Consider the following 20,427-nt stretch of genomic DNA (forward strand, 5'->3'; position numbering starts at 1 on the left):
ATATTCATCAGGGCAGTATCTGGCTTTATATACAATTTCTGCTGTCAGGGTGTTTTAAATATACTGTGCCATGTTTTTACTAATCCAGTTTTTTATGTTCCGGGGGTAGTTGCATATGTGGTCGTAGTTTAGCTTTGTGATGAGAATATAGTCAGAGTGCGCAAGGCTGTCTTTAAGTTTGTCGTATATTGCGCTTACCGGTTCATCGGATGCAATGAACCAGCTGTCTTGTCTGTGCCTGACTCCGTCATAATCGTTTATGATCTTCTCAATATTTGCCATAGCAGGACTTCCGGCTTTAAAATCACAGTGTACAAGATATATGGTCATAGCTTCTCCCGAGTAACTAAATAACTTAAAAATTCACTTATTGCAAATAAAAGTAATATGTGTTACTATATGCTATACAAGTGAATATTATATATACATTAGTATTAATTCACAGATGTAGAATAATTTGCAGTATGCATTATTAGGGGGTAATCATGGGAGATTTCAGAAAATATGCATGTGACATCAGCGGGGAACTCTTTAAGGCAGTAAACAAAAAAGGGATAAGAAGAGAAAAACTGGCGGCAGAGCTGGACATTTCAGTAAACCAGATTAAAAACTATGCTTACGACAGTAGCAAGTCTGCGACACTGGAGAATTTTCTCTACGTGCTTATCAATTACAAATGTGTCGATGTGCTGAATATTGTCGCACGTGATATGGACTGTTGCGTGTGCAGGCTTCCTGAGGCTTCTTCAGGACAGGCGCTAACCGACGCTGCAGCAGACGCTCTGGCTGAAACAGCAAGGGCTGTTGCTTCGTGTATGGATAAAGAGCATAAAAAAGATGAAGTTTTCCAGAGTTTACAGCGGTCTATAGAAAAGCTTGTGTATCTTCAGAAAATTATCTGAGGAACAAGTTTTGTATCAGCGATGCCTTGTAATAAAGACTTGAAATCAGACAAAAAAGGTATACTATATAAATATGGTTGCTGTAAAAGGCGAATCCAATAAAACCTCTACTCTCTCATTATAGCGAAACGGCGGGTGCAAAACACTCGCCGTTTTTGTTGATTGCACCAGTCAGTATTTGAGCTATACTTTTAATATTCATATTATTTAGATCCAAATGAACTAAACATACTTAATAACCGGAGGTTTGAGTGAAAAAGCTTTTTCCGTTATACTTCAATAAACTCAGCCCGTGCTATTCCCGTGATCATCTGGGGAACCACGGCTGCTATGCCAGAAACGACATACCGAGATTTTTGTATCTTACCGAGCTGGGACGTTTCGAAGAGGCGTTTTATGTTTTAAAAGAGACGAATCCGTTCAGTTCCGGCTGTGGACGTTTCTGTGATCATCCGTGCGAAACTGCCTGCAACAGGACGAAATTTGACGAACCTGTTGATATCAGGGCTATGGAGAGATTTGTTTCTGACTGGGGATACAGAAATGGTCTGGAGCCGAAAAGGCTTGCACCTGATAAAAATCTGAAAATAGCTGTAATAGGCTCGGGGCCTGCCGGACTTTCCGCTGCGTATTTCCTTGCGAGGCTTGGCTACCGTACAGATGTCTATGAGAAGGAGGATACTCCGGGGGGGCTGCTGACACAGGGGATTCCCGCTTTCAGATATCCCCGTGACGTCTTCAGTCATGAGCTTGATTTTATAATGAAAGCAGGAGTTAAAATTAAATGCGGCGAGAATATCAATAAAGATAAATTTCTTAACCTTACCCGTGAATACGATGCAGTTATTGTTTCTACCGGAGCGCATAAGCCTGCTGAGATGAATATTGAAGGGGAAGAACTTGCTGAATCCGCGATACCTTTCCTGCGGAAGATTAATTTCGGTCTGGCTGAGGAGCTTAAGATAAGGAAGGGCGAAAAGATATGCGTAATCGGAGGCGGTTACTCGGCTATTGATGTGGCAAGATGCAGCGTGCGTCTGGGCGCAGAGCCGACAGTCCTTTACAGACGTACAGAAGATGAAATGACAGCTCATGCCGGAGAGGTGGCAGATACTATTAAAGAAGGTGTTGCCTATAATTTTTTGCGGCAGCCTCTGAAGATAGAAAAGGCTGGAAAGAAACTGAAAGTGCAGGTTCAGGTTATGAAACTGGGGCCTGTGGACGAGAGCGGGCGGGCAAAGCCGTTTGCTGTTCCGGGGCTGGTGGAGGAGCACGAGTTTGACCGTGTTGTACTGGCGATAGGTGACAGACCTGATCTCTACTTTGTAGGCGAAAGCTTTACTGTGGATTTCCCGCGGATGATATGTCCTGATCTTCAGGAAGAGGACAGGGATAAAGTGTTCGTCACCGGTGACGCTGCGATGGGCAATGTTGAGAGTGTTGGTATGGTTGTCCGTGTGGTGGGGCTTGCTCAGGACACAGTAAAGGCTGTGCGTGAATTTCTCGGAGAGGATGCAGAGCCGGAATCAAGGCGGGATACAGCATTTTATAACATGCTTAATACAAAGTATTTTGAGAAAACAGGCAGGCTTGTGGAAGACGAACTCCCCGTTGCTGAAAGAGAGAATAATTTTAAAGAGATAGTGCAGACAGCGGAAGATGACATGGCAATGCTTATGGCTTCCAGATGTTTCAACTGCGGTATCTGCATCCAGTGTGACTGGTGCTGGTTCTACAGTGACGGTTCCCTTATAAAGCTTAAGAAGGGGTGGACACCGGAACCTGATGCACATTTTTACGAGTTTCTTGAAGATAAACTCGGTGATGCTACTTATAAAAGTGTTGAGGCGTGTCCTAGGTCAGCACTGACAGTAACCAAAGAGGGCTCGAAGCTGGATGATTTCCGTAAACAGCAGTACATCTCCGCATGTGAGATATTTGACGACGGAGGGTGTGATCATGATCATTAATGAGGAATTCTCAAGGTCGAGAAATATAAGCGTCAGCAACTTTTCCGGTGGCGCAGAAGGACTTCCGGGGGGCGCCTGCGGACTGCTCGCTGTTGTTGGTGATTTCAGTCTGGATGCGCTGCTGAAAGCCGCAAGGTGTATGCAGTACCGTGGACGTACCGGCGCAGGGGTCACACTTAAGAGCCTTTATAAAGATACAGGTTTTTTTAATTTTCATATAATGTTCCGTTCAGAAGACAAAATATCCGAGCTGGACGAAGTTCTGAGCAGTATGGGACTTCGTATCCTTGAAAAGCGTGATATGGTTCAGCGGAAATTCTATTATGCATATGATCTGCCTGTGATAATGCACTACAGCATTGTTCCCCCTTCGCCGGAGGAGATGATGTACCGTGAGCATATTCAGAATGAGTCAGAATACATAGCAAAAGTCGTCAGCCGTTTTAACAGGCAGTATATTGATGATGCTAGAATATTTTCCAGTTCCAGATACAACGGAACATTCCTTACTGCCTTTGAGCTGAAAGAAACGATAGATATTTACGACATCCACCAGTTTGAAAACAGCTATTATGATGCGTGTCTGATACACCTGCGCTGGCCGACCTCGCAGGGGCGTGGTCTCTGGTGGGGGCCTCAGCCGATATCCATAGGTGAGATCGCCGGTGTGCATAACGGACACCTTTCCAGCGACATGTCAAACGCACGTGCTCTGGAGCAGCTTGATATTATGCTCACAGCCGGTACAGATTCCGAGGCTATATTTCTCTCTGTGGCATACCTGCTGAAGCAGGGCTACAGTCTGGAGGAGATAGAGTGGGTTATGTGCAGAAAATTCCCGCAGGAGCTGTGCGCCATGGCTCCGGAAGATAAAGAGCGCTTTGACGCTCTTATGGCTGATCCGCTGCTTTACAGGATGAAGATGTCAGGGCCTGCCACAGCTATCACTCTTGTGGAGGATGTTGTTGTGGGATTCACTGACAGAGACCATCTCAGGTCATTTTCTGTAGGGGTGAACGACAAAGTGGCACTGCTTGGTTCTGAACAGAGGGCGGTCATCTCTGCTGCGTATTTCATGCATGAAGAGCTGAATATGTATGACCCCGAGGCGGGAAAAATAATCGGCTTTGAGGTTAAGGATAAGAAGGTGACCAAACTTGATTACGGGTGGAAGAAACATGATTGATAAAAAAGATATAGTTATACAGCGCTCCATCAGATATACCGAGCCGGATGAGAAAGGGATCTTTGCTCAGGGGGCAAAATACTGGGTGAAAGTTACAGACGATATCGAAGAGCCGGGGAGAGGCTGTGTCCACTGCTCGACCTGCGTTGAAAGCTGTACGCATAATATAAAAGAACCCGGTGCGGGGCATGGTGTTTTTACCATGGAAGAGCGTTATTACGATGACGGCGGACACAGGGTATCTCCAGACAGTAGCGACGAAATCAATCTCATAGAGAAGATACTCTGGATAAACCCCGACGAATGCTGTAACTGCAAGAGGTGCGTTAAAATGTGCCCGCAGAGAGCAATAAAAGTTTATGACAATCCGGACTATCACGATATAGGCGTGAACCTCACGGGGCACGAACAGATAAATAACATCATATCCCGTGCCGGAGGTAAATCCACTATATCATCCGCTCACCTCGGGCGTGGTCAGTCAAAGATGTATACTGACTGGCTCATTGATGCCGCAGAGATTCTCTCTCCCACAAGAGACCACATGAACGAATATGCCGGGCAGATGCGTAATATGACTCTGGGCAAACGTGCCGCAAGGTTTCAGGTTGATACGCCCATTTTCGATGTGCATCAGTCCTATGGCTCAAACAGCCACGAGGCGATACTTGCACGTATGATGGCATGCGTTAAGCTTGGCAGACCATTCTTTACCGGGGAAGGGTTTGTGCACCCTGATATGATGGCAGCCGCCAGCCACTGCATTTTGCAATTCGGTTCCGGTGGCTTTGGTCCTTGGGTGGAGCTTGATAAATTTGCCGGAATCTCTATGAAGTACGGGCAGGATGCTAAAAAAGGGAAGGGCGGAAGGCTTCAGGACAAGAAGAACGACTACGAGATAGCTCTTCTCCGATGTGTGGAGGCTCTGCGCCATCTCTCAAGTCCTAACCCTCAACACCTTCAGTATTCGATAGAAGAGCTGCCGATGCGTGTGGAATCTCTCCGTGCACTTCTCGGTGACGATAAGCTCATTGGGGCGGATGTCTATGGCACTGCATGGAATTTCGCAGAGATATGCGTGGCTATCGCAAAGGCGGGATTCGACTATATAACAATTAAGGCGGGGGATGGCTCGACAGGTGCGGCGCATCTTGTAGACCTTCAGAACCGTGGACTGAATATAATATATCTTACCCACATGGCGGATATGGCGCTGCGTAAAGAGGGGCTTCGTGAGCATATCTCGCTGATATCAGAGGGCGGGGTTATGGATTCTTTTCATGCCATGCTTGCCATGCTTGCGGGGGCTGATTTTGTGGGTATGGGGATGCGTACTCTGCATGTGCTCGGCTGTACTCTTTGCCGGAGATGCCACACGGGGCAGTGCGCATGGGGTATTACATCCAGGCCCTACGGTCACAGGATAGACCCTGCTACTGCGTCAGACAATATCGCCCGTATGGTCAGGTCTTTTCATGACGACATGGAGGGGATGGCTGCCGGGCTTGGCATGTCTAATCACGCTGACGTCGTTGGGGCAAGACGCTTCAGGTATCACGGGGGCGACCCGCTCCTTTTCGCGACATTCGGACAGGGAGATCATCCAAAACAAGTTCCGCATGTTTCCATCAAAGAGCGTGAGAAGAAGATATTTAAATCCAGAACTGCCACTTATGAAGAGAATAAAGAAGTTTTTGAAAGGGTTCTCTCCGGTATCGAAGGGGACAGCCTTAAGGTTGATGTCGGATTTGACAAAATTGAATCCATGCACATTAACCACATCATGAAAGAAGCTGTGGACAGAGGTGTTAAGAAGTTTTTTCTCGATAACGTTATGGGGCAGAGAACCCTTGGCACAGGTATCCGCTGCGAAGAGATCACTGTGCGGGGGCTTGTGGGGAATCACTCCTTTGCCTTTGTTCGAGACGTAAAAATCAACGTTATACCGAACCATTCCACTATTACCACTGTACCTGCAAATGCACAGGTCGGTGTAGCGAATACATCAAACCCCGAAGAGATAAACATTGCAGGTGAGGTGAGTGACCTTTTTGCAGCATATTCTGTTAGCGGTACATTCCGTGTGGCAAAATCAGGAGGAGTGCGTAATCTTCTTCTGATGAAGGCCGGACTGCCGGATGAATGGAAAAATATAGATGTTGAAAGGTTTCAGAACGCATCGGATGATGAGATCCTAAAAGAGCTTATAAAGAAATACCAGCACCGCCGTGCGAAACGTGTGAAAACAAACTGGCAGGATTTTCTGAAACAGTTTGAAGTGAAGCTTTCCGGCAGAAGAGCTCCTGTCGCTGTTTACGGGCTTGGTCATGAAAAGGGTATGGGTGACTATTTTATGGAGTACGCTCAGGGTGGTATCGGTATAATATTAAATATCGTGAACAGGATGAACCCTATCGGATATTATGTATGTTCCGGCATGACTGCGGGGGCGGCATACATCAGAGGGCGAGTCACAGACGGTCAGCTCGGCAAAGGGGTAAGAAAGATAGAGTATCTCACTCCTGATGACAAACTGTTCCTCACAGGGCACATAAACAGCTTTATCAGCCAGTTTAAAGATATTGATATAGATAAGTCTTATAATGAAAGCCTTAAGGAGTTTGCCAAGAACTTCAAATCGAATCCAGAGCAGATTCTTGCTGATTTCTGTAAGATAATTCCGATCTCAAGCCTGTCGGCAAAGTCGAATGAATAAGAAGTCCGCAGAGTAAAAACAATAGGGCTGGGTTATGATGCCCAGCCTTTTATTTAGTAATTTCCCATTGCCTGATCAATTGTTATCTTTTCATAGCCATCAGGGATGCTGAATACTGATTTTTTTATCTTAGTTTTTGATATTTCTGTAACTATTCTGTCGTATCCGTCTTCCATACCGAACATTGTGCTGTCTGTTTTCTCGCTGAGGGGGTACCCTGCTTTTTCTTCAAGTTCTGATATCTTTACACCTATCATGTCTCCCATGCCGTCGATTTCCAGAGAGTCCATGAGTTTTTCGGCTTTTTTGATGTCAACTTCTTTCTGTAGGGCATCACCGAGCTCTTTTGAGAAACATACTTCTGCACTGGCACCCATCTCTTCCATACTTAGTAGGTATTTATCGCATTTATATCCGGCTATGGTTGTTGTGCCGTCTTTTTTGATATCTACTTTACCGGCGTGTCTGTCCAGCAGTTCCTGAAACTGAGGGTTTTCCGCCATGGCTTTCATCTGTTCGTTAAGTTGTTCTGCAAGTGCTCTCATCTCTTCAAAAGTTGCCTGAAAGTATGTTTTTTCCATAGGGTTCAGAACAGTTATAAGGCTTTTACTGATGTCGGTTATGTTTGTTAAGTGACCGTCTATATAGTGTGCAGAGACATTATCGGCATAGTAAGTTACCATTTTGGATCCGTCTGATTCTTCTGTAACGGTAATATCTGCATACCCGTATGAAAAACAGAGCATTGCAGCGATTATGATAATATTTTTCATCAGATTCTCCCGATTAGCTTTAGTTTATGTAAAACACATAAGTATAAACATCAGTATAGCATAGCACAAGATGTTAAATTTGTTATTCGAATTAACTGTGTTATATTTATTTATAGCTAAGAAGTGACCATTAAGCCAAACCTCAAGGGTGTTATTATTTATATGAGAAATTTCTCCGGAAAGCTTATCATAGCGTATATTCTGATTATTCTGGTTGCAGTTATAGCTGTAGCCGGAGTTATGCGGTACTGGTATGGAAATACATTTGATTTGCACAAGCTGCGGCTGCGTGAAATTGTCAGCAACAAAAAGGTAAATCTTCAGGTCATCTTCCTCAGCCACATAGAGAAACACAGAGAAACCAGTAATGAAGCTTTTCACTCTGCTGTACTTGACATGCAGAACGGTTTTGCTTCGACTATAGGGGGAGATTTCTCAAGCACATTTGCGCTGATTGTAAAGGATGGGACAACTTTTTATTCTGTTTACAAAAACATAGACGGGCAGTCATTTTTGCTGAAAGAACCTATCGGTGATGTCCCCGAGGGTAAGCCCGTGTCCCTTGCTTATGAAGGGGAGAGAGGCGTGACTGTCAAAGACAATATATATGGCGAAAAACTTCTGGTGGCCTATGATTTTGTTGATCTGGGAGACAGGCGTGTGGTGCTGACAGCCAGTGTCCCTTATGTTGAAGTTATAAGACCGAGAAGTGCAGCTATAATTTCCGGTCTCCTTATCTGTGTTGTTATGTTTGTCGGCGGCGGACTCATGTTCTATTTGACAACCAGAAAGAATATAAGTGATCTGAGGATTGCCCACAGCGAACTTGAAGCGTTCGGGCACATTATGAACTCTGCCAAAGAGCTTATTTCATATGTAGGGCTCGACCACAGGTATTATGCGGTTAATGATGCTTATGAATCAGTCTTTGAAGTTCCTAAAGAGAGTATTGTCGGTGTGCATATGCGTGATTTTCACGGCAGCCTCAGATACGATGGGTATCTTAAAGTCTGCCTTGATAAATGCGTCGCAGGGGAAGATATCCGCTCACAGAACTGGTATGAACTGTCCGAAGGACGAAGAAGGTACCTTGATATTAATTTCACCCCCCACTACTCAAAGGGTGAGATTGCCGGATTTGTTATAACAGCGAATGACATTACAGAGCTGGAAAATGCCAAGCAGGAGATACTCGAAACCAGCAGAGACCTTGAAAAGCTCACATTGGAGCTTGAGGAGAAGGTTAAAGAGGAAACGACAAAGAGGATCCAGCATGAACAGCTCTTTTTCGAGCAGAAAAAGTTTGCCGACATGGGGCAGATGATAAATGCGATTGCTCATCAGTGGAGGCAGCCGCTGAATGCTCTGGGGCTTTATATCCAATATATAATAGATTGCGCCAATGATGAATACACCACACCGGAACTGCTAGAAGGCTTTAAGAATGACTCCATGAATCTCGTGCAGCATTTGTCAAAAACCATTGATGATTTCAGAGCATTTTTCGAGCCAGGTAAAGCGCAGTCGGAGTTTGAAGTTGTGAATGCCGTTACGGAGACCGTCTCCCTCGTGGATGCACAGCTTCATAATAATTTTATCGAGTACGAAATAAATTGTACGTGTGACCATAAGGACTTTGCTGCCTGCAACGGTTCTGTGCCTTTGACATGTTCGTACCCTATGACTCAGGTTTCCGGCTATCCGTCAGAGTTCAAGCAGGTGCTCATGAATATTATCCAGAACGCGAAAGACGCACTTATACATAGATGCTCAGGCAGAAAACTTTTTATAGGCATTACAGGCGGAGAGTGCGAAGTGATGGTGGATGTTACGGACAATGGCGGGGGGATTCCAAAGTCGGTGCTAGGCAAAGTTTTCGACCCTTATTTCACAACGAAAGAGGAGGGGAAAGGTACGGGCATAGGTCTTTACATGTCTAAGCTTATTATCGAAGACCATATGAAAGGGGCTCTTGCCGCTTATAATACACCTGACGGTGCCGGTTTTAAGATTATTTTGAAAAGAGTTCCGGCTAAAGGGTGATGGTACCTTTCATATATGTTACTGCCTTGCCACCGATCTTTACTCTGTCCCCTGACAGTGAGCAGTCAAGTGAACCGCCTCTGGATGATATTTGTTTAGCTTTCAATTCTTTTTTACCTGTTATGTCTGCCCAATACGGTGTGAGTATGCAGTGTGCCGAGCCTGTTACTGGGTCTTCGTCTATGCCTACATTCGGACCGAAAAACCTGCTGACAAAGTCACAGTTGTCGCCTTTTGCAGTGACAATGACCCCTCTGGCATTAAGCTTTGCGAGTTCTTTGAAGTCTGGGGTGAATCCGGCAATGTCCGCCTCTGACTCGAAAACAGCGAGCATGTCCGAACCTGTGTATGTTTGCAGAGGTTTTTTGCCCAGAGCTCTTTCTATAATAGGGTCTGTCTCGCAGGGGACGACACGTTCAGCGGGGAAATCGAGCTCCAGTTTATCACTCTTGCGGGTAACGGTGAGCATACCGCTTTCAGACATGAACTCTATTTTGTCACCTTCAAAACCTTCGTGTTCAAAGAGCACATGTGCGCCTGCCAGCGTAGCATGACCGCAAAGAGCAACTTCACAGGCGGGGGTGAACCAGCGTATGTTTAGTTTACTATTTTTTTCGAAGATGAATGCTGTTTCAGATAAATTATTTTCGAAAGCGATGCTCTGCATAATTTCGTCAGAGATGACTTCTTTCAGCGGGCATACAGCCGCAGGGTTGCCTTTAAAAACCTCATTAGCAAAAGCGTCTATCTGGTAAATTCTGATATCCATTTAACTGCCTCCCAGCGTGATCATCTTAATACTACCAGTAACAGTTCAGCAGAAGAAGAGTAAAGAGGAAAGCGGAACCGGCACAGGTGTTTAAGCCCCGCTTTTAAAACGGGGCATTTGGGTCAGATATTTTGTATTTTAAGCACAATTTTGCCAAAGTGGCTGTCATCTTCCATAGTTTTGTGAGCCTGTGCAGCTTCATCCATAGGGAATATTTTGTGTATCATGGGCACAATTGACCGGTCTGTAAATTTCGGCAGAGCTCTTCTGGTGAATTCAGCAACGATTTCACCTTTCATCTCGACAGGTCTGCTGCGCAGGACAGAGCCAATGATCTGCTGGCGTTTTACCATCATAAGGGCAAGATTGAGTTCTGCTTTGATACCGCTTATGACGCCTATTATCACGAGTTTCCCCATATATCCGAGAGAACTCATGTTCGGCTTAAGGTATTTTGCCCCCACATGGTCAAGGATGAGGTCAACACCCTTTTTCGCTGTATATTCCTTTACAGCTTCTGAAAAGTCAGGGGTAGTGGTGTAGTCTATGACCAGTGAAGCTCCCAGTTCTTTTACCGTATCCATCTTTTCCGGAGCGGCTGTCACTATATATTTGCTGTTTGGGGTGAGTGCATTTGAGAGTTGTATGGCCGCTGTATTTACGCCGCCTCCCCCTCCGTGAAAGATAGCTGTCTGTACGTCTTCAAATCCGCCTATCATGAAAACATTAGAGAATGCTGTGATGTATGATTCGCACACACATGCGGCTTCTTCAAAGCTCATAGTTTCAGGGATTTTCATAAGGTGACATGCATATGCAACAGCATATTCAGCGTAGCCTCCTCCCCCCACAAGTGTCATTACTTTGTCCCCGGTTTGCCAGTCTTTTACATCGGCACCGACCTCTTCTATAACTCCTGCTACTTCCAGCCCGAGTATTTCAGAGTCTCCTTTTGGGGGCGGGTAATTCCCTTCTCGCTGAACGATGTCCGGTCTGTTTATTGAAGTTGCCGCAACTTTTATGAGCACCTGATTTGCTGCGGGAACAGGTTTTTCAGCTTCACCGATGTAGAGCACATCAGCACTTCCGAATTCTTTCATCAATACTGCTTTCATAGAACGTCTCCTTTATTCGTGTCGAGCCTGTTTTGTCTATAAGTTTGGCACATATTTATTCTTTTGCAAATATTAAAAAAACTGCATAAACGATGGAGTTTATAAGGTGTTAAATAGATAATTATTAGTTAATTGAATTGATAAAGCTTGCGGATATCGTTATGTAAATATATAATAACGCAGTATTGCTAAACAGGAGGCATGTTATGAAGCTTAGTGCAAGAAACACTTTTAAAGGTAAGGTCATTGATCTTAAAATTGGTGCAGTGAATGTTGAGGTTGATATAGAAATTCCAGGCGGAGCTGTCGTTACTTCCATGATTACAAAAGAATCATGTGAAAAACTTGGTCTCGCCGTGGGTAAAGATGCTTATGCAATAGTGAAAGCCTCAGCAGTGATGGTGGCTGTGGACTAAAGTTTTCTGCGGAAAGCGTTACTTCATTTTTCTGACATTATGCGGCATCGTCCGGTGCCGCTTGTTCTTTTTGTACGGTTCCACTCATAATACTTCTTGAATTTTCTGTCCCACTGTTTAAAATCTGTCATGGTATGAATTTTCTAAACCAAGAGGTAACTTATGAAGAAGATATTGCTGGTTCTTACTGCCGTATTATTAGTGTCAACCGCTTTTGCCGGTGACATGGTAAAGATAGGCATTTCCCAGATAGTCGAGCACCCTGCTCTGGATGCTGTCCGTGACGGTATCAAAAGCTCACTGCGAGACTGCGGGTATATAGAGGGGCAGAATGTCGAGTATGACATCCAGTCCGCTCAGGGTAATATGGTGACAGCCAACCAGATCGCCAACAAATTTGCAGGGGATAAAAATGATGTTGTGGTCGGTATTGCGACACCGGCAGCTCTCGCACTTATCAATACATATAACAAGCTTTCTCCTGACACGCCTGTTGTTTTCTCCGCTGTGACAGACCCTGTCGGTGCGAAGATAGTGACAGACCTCATGAAACCCGGCAGAAACGTTACAGGGGTGAGTGATCTCGCTCCGATAGAAAAGCAGTTTAACCTTATATTCGAGCTCGGCTTTACACCGGAAGCAGTGGGGATAATCTATAATTCCGGCGAGCAGAACAGCAGGTCTCAGCTTGAGCTAGCAAAAGCCGCTGCCAAAAAGAAAGGCGTAAAGCTTGTTGAGCGCGCCATAGCAAACTCATCCGGTGTTTATGCTGCGGCACAGTCGCTGGTGGGGAAAGTTCAGGCTATATATATCACAACGGATAATACTGTTGTGTCCGCTCTTGAGTCTGTCATCAAAGTTGCGGATGAGAGCAGAATTCCTCTTATTATGTCTGACACAGACTCTGTTAGACGAGGCGCTCTGGCTGCCAAAGGTTTTGACTATTTTAAACACGGAGAGCAGACAGGTGTTGTCGTTTGCCGTATACTTAAAGGCGAGAAGGCGGGGGATATCCCTGTTGAATTTCAAAAAGACCTTAAGCTGCTTATAAACATGAAAGCCGCAAGAACTCTGAACCACAGTATTCCGGCAAAACTTGTTAATAATGCCGAAGTAATAAATAACTGATGACATATTTTGCATTTCTGGGAGCTGTTGAGCACGGACTTGTTTTCTCGCTCATGGCTCTCGGTGTTTTCCTGACATTCAGAGCTCTGGACTTTCCTGATCTTTCCGTGGACGGTACTCTCCCGCTGGGAGCTGCTGTCAGTGCGCTGCTTATCACAAAGGGAGTTGACCCTTATGTGTCTGTTGCTGCTGCGTTTGCTGCGGGATTTGCTGCCGGTGCGGTTACTGCTCTGCTCAACACTAAGCTTAAGATTCTTAATCTGCTTGCGGGCATCCTGACTATGATAGCCCTTTATTCAGTTAACCTGCGTGTAATGGGGATGCCTAACATTCCGCTTCTGGGGTATGAGACAGTTTTCACCCCTGTGGAGTCTTTGGGAATAAGTCCTCAGTTTGCGGGGATTGTGCTGTTCGCTTTTTTCACTGTGGCTGTTTGTATCTTTCTGGTATGGTTTTTTCATACTGATGTCGGTCTTGCGCTGCGTGCTACCGGTGACAACATGAAGATGGTGAAGGCGCAGGGGGTTAACACTGACCGCATGGTATTTTTCGGAGTGGCACTCAGCAATGCTTTCGTTGCTATGTGCGGTGCTCTGGTTGCTCAGTCTCTGGGGTTTGCCGATGTTAATATGGGGATAGGAACTGTGGTCGCGGGGCTTGCCTCTGTGATCGTAGGCGAGGCGGCACTGTCCAGCAGAACGGTTCTTCGGGCTGTGGTCGGTGTTGTTATCGGCTCGCTCATATACAGGCTTGCTGTTGCATACGCTCTCTCTGTGGAGCTCGGACCTGTGAAGCTTTCGCCTGGAGACCTGAACCTTATAACAGCAATAATAGTTATATTTGCCCTGACATTTCCGGGGCTTCGTAAAAAACTCGGGGGGCTGAAGTCATGATCGAACTCCGGGGAATTAAGAAAGTATTTAATGCAGGCACTGTGAATGAAAAGATAGCGATAAACAGTGTTGACCTTACAATAGAAGAGGGTGATTTTATCACCGTAATAGGAAGTAACGGGGCTGGTAAGTCAACCCTGCTCAGCATCTTAGCCGGATTTCTGAGTCCCGACAGCGGATGCATAATGTTTGGCGGTGATGACATCACGAAGGTGCCGGAATATAAGCGTGCGAAATACATCGGCGTTGTTTTTCAGGATCCTCTGAGTGGAACTGCAAAATCTCTCTCCATCGAAGAAAATATGGCGATAGCCTCAAAGAGAGGGTCTAAACGCTGGTTCCGTAAAGGTGTTACTTCTGCAAAAAGAGCGCATTTTAAAGAACGGCTGAAAGAGCTGGGACTTGGTCTTGAAGACCGCCTTAATACGAATGCTGGGCTTTTGTCCGGTGGGCAGAGGCAGTCCCTTACCCTTCTGATGGCAGCAATGGCTGAGCCGCAGATCCTTCTGCTGGACGAGCACACAGCCGCTCTCGATCCGAGAACAGCCGGGCTTGTGATGGGGCTTACGGATAAGATTATCAAAGATACAGGACTAACTGCTATGATGGTTACGCACAACATGAAGCAGGCTCTGGAATATGGCAACCGCATAATTATGATGCATGAAGGGGAGATTGTTCTTGATATCAAAGGTGCAGATAAGGAAGGGCTTACCATTCCTGACCTGCTCGGTATGTTTGAAAAGGTGCGTGGAGAAGGGCTTGCTGACGACAAGCTGCTTCTGAGTAAATAAGAGGTAAATGATGTCGATATTTGATGAAAGAGCATCCCAGTGGGAGAGCAAAGGGCGCAGGGTTGAGCTTGCACGTGATGTAGTAAATTCCATTATAAAATATGCTGAACCGGAGAAAGATATAGATATAGCTGATTTCGGCACAGGCACAGGGCTTATTCTGCTGGGGCTTGCGGACTATGCGAAGACGATGACAGGGTACGACACATCCAGAGGGATGATAGATGTTCTGAATAGAAAGGCGGAGGAAGCGGGGCTTACGAACCTGACTACCGAATTTCTTGATATAGAGAAGGATACTTTCCCTGAGAACGCTTTTGATCTGCTGACATGCAGTATGGTTTTGCACCATGTGGACAGACCGGAGGATTTCTTCAGCAAAGCTTACAGGTCGCTTCGCACTGGCGGGAAGCTGTGTGTCGCTGATTTAGAACTGACAGATGTGCCGTTTCATGATGTGGCTCACGAAGGGGTGAAGAACGAGGGGTTTAGTGAAAACTGGCTCATCGAAACCATGAAAAAATACGGATTTTCTTCCGTGAAAGTGGTACAGGGGGCAGTTATGGAAAAAGAGCGTAACGGCGAAAAGATAAATTTTCCCGTACTGCTCGCAATAGGGACAAAATGAAAAGAACAGAAAACCTTACGCCATTTATAGTTATGGACATCCTTCAGCGTGCGAACGAGATAGGTGATTGCATTCACTTTGAAGTAGGGCAGCCTGACATGGCGCCTTCCGGCGGTGTTCTTGACGGGATGCGTGAAGCTCTGGATGATGGTCAGTTTCCGTATACTCCGGCAAAAGGGATAATGCCTCTGCGGGAGAAAATTTCTGATTTTTATAAGCAGTATTACAGAGTGCAGGTTTCCCCTGAACGTGTGATGCTTACAGTGGGGACGTCCGGTGCATTTCTGATTGCTTATTCGATACTTGTGGACATCGGCGAAAAGCTTGCTTTCACAGACCCAGGGTATCCTTGCTATAAAAATTATTCATATGTGCTTGGTATTGATCCGGTTATGATACCTGTTGGTGCAGAAACAAATTATCAGATGACTGCGGGGATGCTTGCGGAACATGAGAATGTAAAAGCTGTGCAGATATCGTCACCCTGCAACCCCACAGGAAATCTGTATGGCAAAGAGAACCTGCTGGGTCTCATAGAATATTGCAAATCAAAAGATATCGGATTTATATCCGACGAAATATATCATGGTCTTGTTTATAGTGGAGTTAAAGAGCATACTGCACTGGAATTTTCAGATGATGCTATAGTTATAAACGGTTTTTCAAAATATTTCTGCATGCCTGGCGCAAGGCTTGGCTGGATGATTCTTCCGGAAAAGCTTGTTCGTCCTGCTGAGGTAGTTATGCAGAATTTATTCATCTCTGCGCCGACTATGAGCCAGATAGGGTGTGTGCACGCTTTTGACTATAAGTTTTTAGAAGACTATAAGGCGGAATATGAAAAACGCCGTGACTTTCTTTATAATGAACTGAAAAGCATATTTAAGATAGATGTTGTGCCGGAAGGCGCTTTTTACATATGGGCGGATATTTCAGAATATTCCGATGACTGTTACAACTTTGCGCTGGAGCTTCTCGAAAATGCCCGCATAGCTGTTACCCCCGGTGTGGATTTTGGCAGGAACAATACAGGAAAATACATACGTTTTGCATATACCAGAAACATTGAACATATGGCTGAAGGTATACGCAGGCTCAAAGAATATCTCAAACAAAGGTAGGGCAACATGCGATACTGGCTGATGAAATCTGAACCGGAATCATTCTCTATAGATGACCTGAAAAACTGCAAAAACAGCACCGAACACTGGGACGGTATAAGAAATTATCAGGCTCGGAATTTTATGCGTGACGACATGGTGATAGGGGACAGAGTCCTGTTTTATCACTCAAATACAGATGAGCCGGGCGTGGTGGGTATTGCTGAAGTGGCTAGTGAGCCGTATGCAGACTATACCGCATTTGATTCCGGAAGCAAATATTATGACCGCCAGTCAACTAAAGAAAATCCGAGATGGGTAATGGTGGATATCAGATTCGTTGAAAAGTTTGACAGGACAGTAACCCTGAAAGAGATGAAGAGCATGTATAATCTGGCGGGTATGAAACTCCTCCAGAGGGGGAACAGACTTTCTATCATGCCTGTGGGCAAAAATGAATTCGAAACTATTGTCAGCATGTCGAAGGAGTTCTGATGAGGCGTAGTGAGAAGCTTATATCCGACCAGACTGAAATCAACGCTCTTTTGGCAAAGGGCGAGATTATAAGGGTTGCAATGGTTGACGAAGGGAAGCCTTATCTTGTGCCTATGAGCTACGGGTTTAAGGATGGGGCGATTTATCTCCATTGCGCTAAAGAGGGGAGAAAGGTTGACATCCTCCGGAGAAATCCGAACGTCTGCTTTGAAGTGAGTGCAGACACATCCTTAGCTGCCAAAGAACAAGCCTGCGGCTGGACGTACCACTTTAAGTCTGTGATAGGGAACGGAAAAGTTGTGTTTCTCGAAGAGACTGCCGATAAGGTTTCGGGGCTTTCAGCTATCATGGAACAGTACGGCAGTGCCGACCATTCATTTCCTGATAAGGCTGTAGGGAATACTCTTGTGCTGCGGATTGACATAGATGAAATGACAGGCAAACAATCCCCTGCGGTGTAAGTTGTTTAAGATTGATAATTATATATTTCACACCTCTTAGTAAGTTTCATACATAACTATGATTAAAGCGTTTTCGTGTCATGATTGCTATCAGACATATTAATGTTTGATTTCCGATTCGCGAATAGGTATGGTATATTGTGAAGTCTGGTTAGCTATGCTCAGGTTACATCGCTTATATCAGATTATACTGCTTATAAATACAGCGCATGGAAAGAAAAGTGTGTTGGCATAATGGAGAAAAAATGCTGAAACCGCAGGATGTAATGATTATACTTAAAATAGTTGCCATGCATCAGCGGGAATGGAAATATAGTGAGGCGGCGAATGAGCTTCATATGAGTCCTTCTGAGGTTCATGCCGGTGTCAGAAGGTTAAAAAAATGCAGTCTGCTGACTGAGCTCCGAATGGGAACAGGCGGTGTTGAACAGAAGCTCCACCTGCCGGATATCACAAACCTGAAAGAGTTTCTGCGTTACGGAGTACGGTTTGTTTTCCCCGCAGTTTATACCGAGCCAGTGAAGGGGCTGCCGACATCTTATGGTGTTGAGCATCTCTTCGAAGGGTTTAACTTCACCGGAGGTTTTATACCTGTTTGGAGTTATGAGGTTGGTGACTATTTCGGTGCAGGGCTTAAGCCGCTTTATCCTTCTGTGCCGATGGCTGCTGTTGATGATTTTCATTTGTATGAATTGCTGGCTTTGACTGACGCATTGCGGTCTGATGACAGCAGACTAAGAGATTTTGCATGGGGGAAGATGAACCTCATGCTCGGAGAGTGATATGGCAAAAGAGAAAATTCCGGTAACTCCGGCAATAAGGGAACTTAGGAGATACAAAGTTGAATTTACTCCGCAGCTTTATGATTATGTTGAAAAGGGCGGGGCGAAACATTCTGCCGAAGTGCTGGGGGCTGACCCCCACGCTGTGATTAAGACTATAATATTACAGAATGAGAAATCCGAGCCCTGTGTTGTACTTATGCACGGGGATAAGGACATATCCACAAAAAATCTTGCACGGGAGATAGGTGTGAAGACACTTGAACCCTGCACTCCTGAAATTGCGAATAAAAATACCGGCTACCTTGTTGGTGGGACGTCACCCTTCGGGACGAGAAAGCAGATGCCGGTTTATATGGAAAAGACGATTTCTGAACTGGAGACCATATACATTAACGGTGGCAAGAGAGGATTTCTTGTGAGCATGAAGTCTTCTGATCTGGTTCGTGTGTTGAAGCCTGTTTTTGTCAGTGTAGCTATTGATAAGTAGCTTATTTCGCCTCTTCGGTGGTGAACTGAAGGTTGCATAAGCGTGAGTATGTTGTTGATTTTGCAAGCAGTTCCGTGTGTGTGCCTGTGGCTTCTATCTTCCCTTTGTCAAGAACTACGATCATATCTGCATTTAATATAGTCGAGAGCCTGTGAGCTATCACGAAGCTCGTGCGTCCAGTCATAAGGTTAGTCAGGGCTTTCTGTACGATACGCTCTGATTCTGTGTCCAGCGCACTTGTGGCTTCATCGAGGATGAGTATAGGTGGATTTTGCAAAAGAGCTCTCGCAATAGTGAGCCTCTGCTTCTGACCGCCCGAGAGTCTGTCTCCGCGTTCGCCTATTATTGTGTCGAAACCGTCAGGTAGAGCTTCTATGAACTTCAGTGCATACGCTGAGTCCGCAGCCTTTCTGATGTCATCAAAATCGCTATCCTGTCTTCCGTAAGCGATGTTATCTCTTATCGGCATGTTGAAGAGGAACGGCTCCTGCGAGACTATCCCGATGTTTTTACGGAGAGAATGCACTTTAAAGTCCCTGATGTCTGTGCCGTCTATGGATATAGAGCCTGCTGTAACATCGTAAAATCTGGGAATCAGTGATGCGATTGTACTTTTCCCTGCACCGCTTGAACCCACCAGAGCAACAGTTGTTCCCGGCTGTACCGTGATATTTATACCGTTCAGTACCTCTTCCGGTGTGCTGCTGTAGCTAAAGTGAACATTGTCAAATCTGATAATTTTATCTTTAGCATCACACTCCAGTGTGCCGTCATTGTCCAGAATACTGTTTTCCATATCCATAACACCGAATATCCTGTCTGCTGCCGCATTCGCTGTTTGTATGGTGGAGTTATATTCGTTGATTTTCTTAAACGGATCAAACATTAAACCGAAAGCTGTAACGAATGAGAAGAACGTTCCTGCTGTTGTTTCTCCGCTGATAACTCGCATTCCGCCATAAAAAATGATCGCTGCAACAGCAAATCCGGCAATAGTCTCCATAAGAGGCGCACTGATTGCATTAACCATCACCTGCTTCAGCCGATACTTTACGGCGTTGGCATTGAGAATAAAAAAGTTTTTTGACTCTTTATCTTCGTTAGCAAAAGATTTAACAACTGCTACTCCAGAAAAACTTTCCTGTAGAGCGGTCGCCATCTCTCCGACACGCTGCTGCTGTTTTTTACTGTACTTTTTTACTTTTCTGCCTGTTTTATCTATTAGCAGAGCCATAAAAGGTATTGCTATGAATACTGTTGAGCCGAGAATAGGGTCTTGGTAAAGGACTACGGCGATAAGGAAAAATATAGATAATCCGCTACGGAACATTTTCAGAGCGGCGGGGACTGCACTCTTTAAATATGAGACATCGTTGATTATCCTTGCCATCATTGCGCCGGTGTCGTTGTTGTCGAAATAGTGCATGGGCAAGTGTATCATTTTGTAATACAGGTCTTCGCGGATATCCTGTACGGCTTTTTGCCCTGCGTGCTGTATGAAATATGACTGAACGATTCTTGCTCCGAACCTAAATGTATACATTATAATTATAGCGAGGGGGATGAGCTTCAGGAGCGTTTCGTCTTTATCTATAAAAATGCCGTCAAGTATATGTTTAACAATATATGCTGTTGCACCGTCAGTGGCAGAGACAAATACAGATGCGACCATCGCTGCCAAAATGAATAATTTCTGTGCTCTGAAATAAGTCCAGAGCCTCTTTATGTTTTTCATACAACTTCTTATATCACCATTTTATCTTTTT

At 45.2% G+C, this 20,427-nt stretch carries 20 protein-coding genes; 15 read left to right on the forward strand and 5 right to left on the reverse strand.

The window, feature by feature from the left end; genetic code table 11:
• Nucleotides 1-54: 54 nt before the first annotated feature.
• Nucleotides 55-330 (reverse strand): hypothetical protein, encoded by a 276-nt coding sequence (locus tag DACET_RS00500; RefSeq protein ID WP_013009453.1) that lies wholly within the window; start codon nucleotides 328-330, stop codon nucleotides 55-57.
• A gap of 155 nt (nucleotides 331-485) precedes the next feature.
• On the opposite strand from DACET_RS00500, the gene DACET_RS00505 reads away from it, so the two are divergent.
• The 4 genes from DACET_RS00505 (at nucleotide 486) to DACET_RS00520 (ending at nucleotide 6,774) form a co-directional block, all read left to right on the forward strand.
• Nucleotides 486-902 carry a hypothetical protein gene (locus tag DACET_RS00505; protein ID WP_013009454.1) on the forward strand — a complete coding sequence of 139 codons (417 nt, stop codon included), beginning with the start codon at nucleotides 486-488 and terminating at the stop codon, nucleotides 900-902.
• Between the two features lie 251 nt (nucleotides 903-1,153).
• Nucleotides 1,154-2,872 carry an FAD-dependent oxidoreductase gene (locus DACET_RS00510; RefSeq protein WP_013009455.1) on the forward strand — a complete coding sequence of 573 codons (1,719 nt, stop codon included), beginning with the start codon at nucleotides 1,154-1,156 and terminating at the stop codon, nucleotides 2,870-2,872.
• A complete protein-coding gene (locus DACET_RS00515; RefSeq protein ID WP_013009456.1) occupies nucleotides 2,862-4,058 on the forward strand; it encodes a class II glutamine amidotransferase domain-containing protein in 1,197 nt (398 codons plus the stop codon). The genes DACET_RS00510 and DACET_RS00515 overlap by 11 nt, the downstream gene beginning before the upstream one ends.
• Nucleotides 4,051-6,774, forward strand: a complete 2,724-nt coding sequence (locus tag DACET_RS00520) for a glutamate synthase-related protein (protein ID WP_013009457.1) — start codon at nucleotides 4,051-4,053, stop codon at nucleotides 6,772-6,774. Before DACET_RS00515 ends, DACET_RS00520 begins: the two co-directional genes overlap by 8 nt.
• Before the next feature lie 53 nt (nucleotides 6,775-6,827).
• Here the strand turns inward: DACET_RS00520 and DACET_RS00525 are convergent, their stop codons facing one another.
• Nucleotides 6,828-7,547, reverse strand: coding sequence for a DUF4412 domain-containing protein (locus DACET_RS00525; RefSeq protein ID WP_013009458.1), 720 nt, complete (start codon nucleotides 7,545-7,547; stop codon nucleotides 6,828-6,830).
• A gap of 162 nt (nucleotides 7,548-7,709) precedes the next feature.
• Here DACET_RS00525 and DACET_RS15260 point away from each other — a divergent pair, with 162 nt between their 5' ends.
• On the forward strand, nucleotides 7,710-9,590 hold the full coding sequence (locus tag DACET_RS15260) for a PAS domain-containing sensor histidine kinase (RefSeq protein ID WP_013009459.1): 1,881 nt from the start codon (nucleotides 7,710-7,712) through the stop codon (nucleotides 9,588-9,590).
• On the opposite strand, the gene DACET_RS00535 is transcribed toward DACET_RS15260, so the two are convergent.
• Both DACET_RS00535 and DACET_RS00540 read right to left on the reverse strand, forming a co-directional pair.
• Nucleotides 9,580-10,359: a PhzF family phenazine biosynthesis protein gene (locus DACET_RS00535; RefSeq protein ID WP_013009460.1), complete on the reverse strand. Its 780-nt coding sequence runs from the start codon at nucleotides 10,357-10,359 to the stop codon at nucleotides 9,580-9,582. The two genes, DACET_RS15260 and DACET_RS00535, sit on opposite strands and share 11 nt — an antisense overlap.
• Nucleotides 10,360-10,481: 122 nt before the next feature.
• Entirely contained in the window at nucleotides 10,482-11,474 is a 993-nt protein-coding gene (locus tag DACET_RS00540; RefSeq protein WP_013009461.1) for an NAD(P)H-quinone oxidoreductase, read from the reverse strand.
• 206 nt (nucleotides 11,475-11,680) lie between these two features.
• Between DACET_RS00540 and DACET_RS00545 the strand changes: the two genes are divergently transcribed.
• The 10 genes from DACET_RS00545 (at nucleotide 11,681) to ybaK (ending at nucleotide 18,661) form a co-directional block, all read left to right on the forward strand.
• Nucleotides 11,681-11,890: a TOBE domain-containing protein gene (locus DACET_RS00545; protein ID WP_013009462.1), complete on the forward strand. Its 210-nt coding sequence runs from the start codon at nucleotides 11,681-11,683 to the stop codon at nucleotides 11,888-11,890.
• Between the two features lie 162 nt (nucleotides 11,891-12,052).
• Nucleotides 12,053-13,018, forward strand: coding sequence for an ABC transporter substrate-binding protein (locus DACET_RS00550; protein ID WP_013009463.1), 966 nt, complete (start codon nucleotides 12,053-12,055; stop codon nucleotides 13,016-13,018).
• A complete protein-coding gene (locus tag DACET_RS00555) occupies nucleotides 13,018-13,911 on the forward strand; it encodes an ABC transporter permease (protein ID WP_013009464.1) in 894 nt (297 codons plus the stop codon). Before DACET_RS00550 ends, DACET_RS00555 begins: the two co-directional genes overlap by 1 nt.
• Complete coding sequence (locus tag DACET_RS00560; protein WP_013009465.1) at nucleotides 13,908-14,705, forward strand: ABC transporter ATP-binding protein; 798 nt, start codon at nucleotides 13,908-13,910, stop codon at nucleotides 14,703-14,705. The genes DACET_RS00555 and DACET_RS00560 overlap by 4 nt, the downstream gene beginning before the upstream one ends.
• 7 nt (nucleotides 14,706-14,712) lie before the next feature.
• The gene (locus DACET_RS00565; protein ID WP_083772328.1) at nucleotides 14,713-15,333 is read left to right on the forward strand and encodes a class I SAM-dependent methyltransferase; all 621 of its coding nucleotides are present in this window, start codon (nucleotides 14,713-14,715) and stop codon (nucleotides 15,331-15,333) included.
• Nucleotides 15,330-16,454, forward strand: coding sequence for an aminotransferase class I/II-fold pyridoxal phosphate-dependent enzyme (locus DACET_RS00570; RefSeq protein ID WP_013009467.1), 1,125 nt, complete (start codon nucleotides 15,330-15,332; stop codon nucleotides 16,452-16,454). Before DACET_RS00565 ends, DACET_RS00570 begins: the two co-directional genes overlap by 4 nt.
• A 6-nt stretch (nucleotides 16,455-16,460) precedes the next feature.
• The gene (locus DACET_RS00575) at nucleotides 16,461-16,928 is read left to right on the forward strand and encodes an EVE domain-containing protein (protein ID WP_013009468.1); all 468 of its coding nucleotides are present in this window, start codon (nucleotides 16,461-16,463) and stop codon (nucleotides 16,926-16,928) included.
• Complete coding sequence (locus DACET_RS00580; RefSeq protein ID WP_013009469.1) at nucleotides 16,928-17,389, forward strand: pyridoxamine 5'-phosphate oxidase family protein; 462 nt, start codon at nucleotides 16,928-16,930, stop codon at nucleotides 17,387-17,389. Before DACET_RS00575 ends, DACET_RS00580 begins: the two co-directional genes overlap by 1 nt.
• 245 nt (nucleotides 17,390-17,634) lie before the next feature.
• Nucleotides 17,635-18,171: a hypothetical protein gene (locus DACET_RS00585; protein ID WP_013009470.1), complete on the forward strand. Its 537-nt coding sequence runs from the start codon at nucleotides 17,635-17,637 to the stop codon at nucleotides 18,169-18,171.
• Between the two features lies 1 nt (nucleotide 18,172).
• Nucleotides 18,173-18,661, forward strand: a complete 489-nt coding sequence (gene ybaK, locus DACET_RS00590; protein WP_013009471.1) for a Cys-tRNA(Pro) deacylase — start codon at nucleotides 18,173-18,175, stop codon at nucleotides 18,659-18,661.
• 1 nt (nucleotide 18,662) lies between these two features.
• Here ybaK and DACET_RS00595 read toward each other — a convergent pair whose 3' ends face one another.
• Entirely contained in the window at nucleotides 18,663-20,396 is a 1,734-nt protein-coding gene (locus tag DACET_RS00595) for an ABC transporter ATP-binding protein (protein ID WP_013009472.1), read from the reverse strand.
• Between the last annotated feature and the right edge of the window lie 31 nt (nucleotides 20,397-20,427).

This window comes from Denitrovibrio acetiphilus DSM 12809 (genome assembly GCF_000025725.1).
Taxonomy (GTDB): Bacteria; Chrysiogenota; Deferribacteres; order Deferribacterales; family Geovibrionaceae; genus Denitrovibrio; species Denitrovibrio acetiphilus.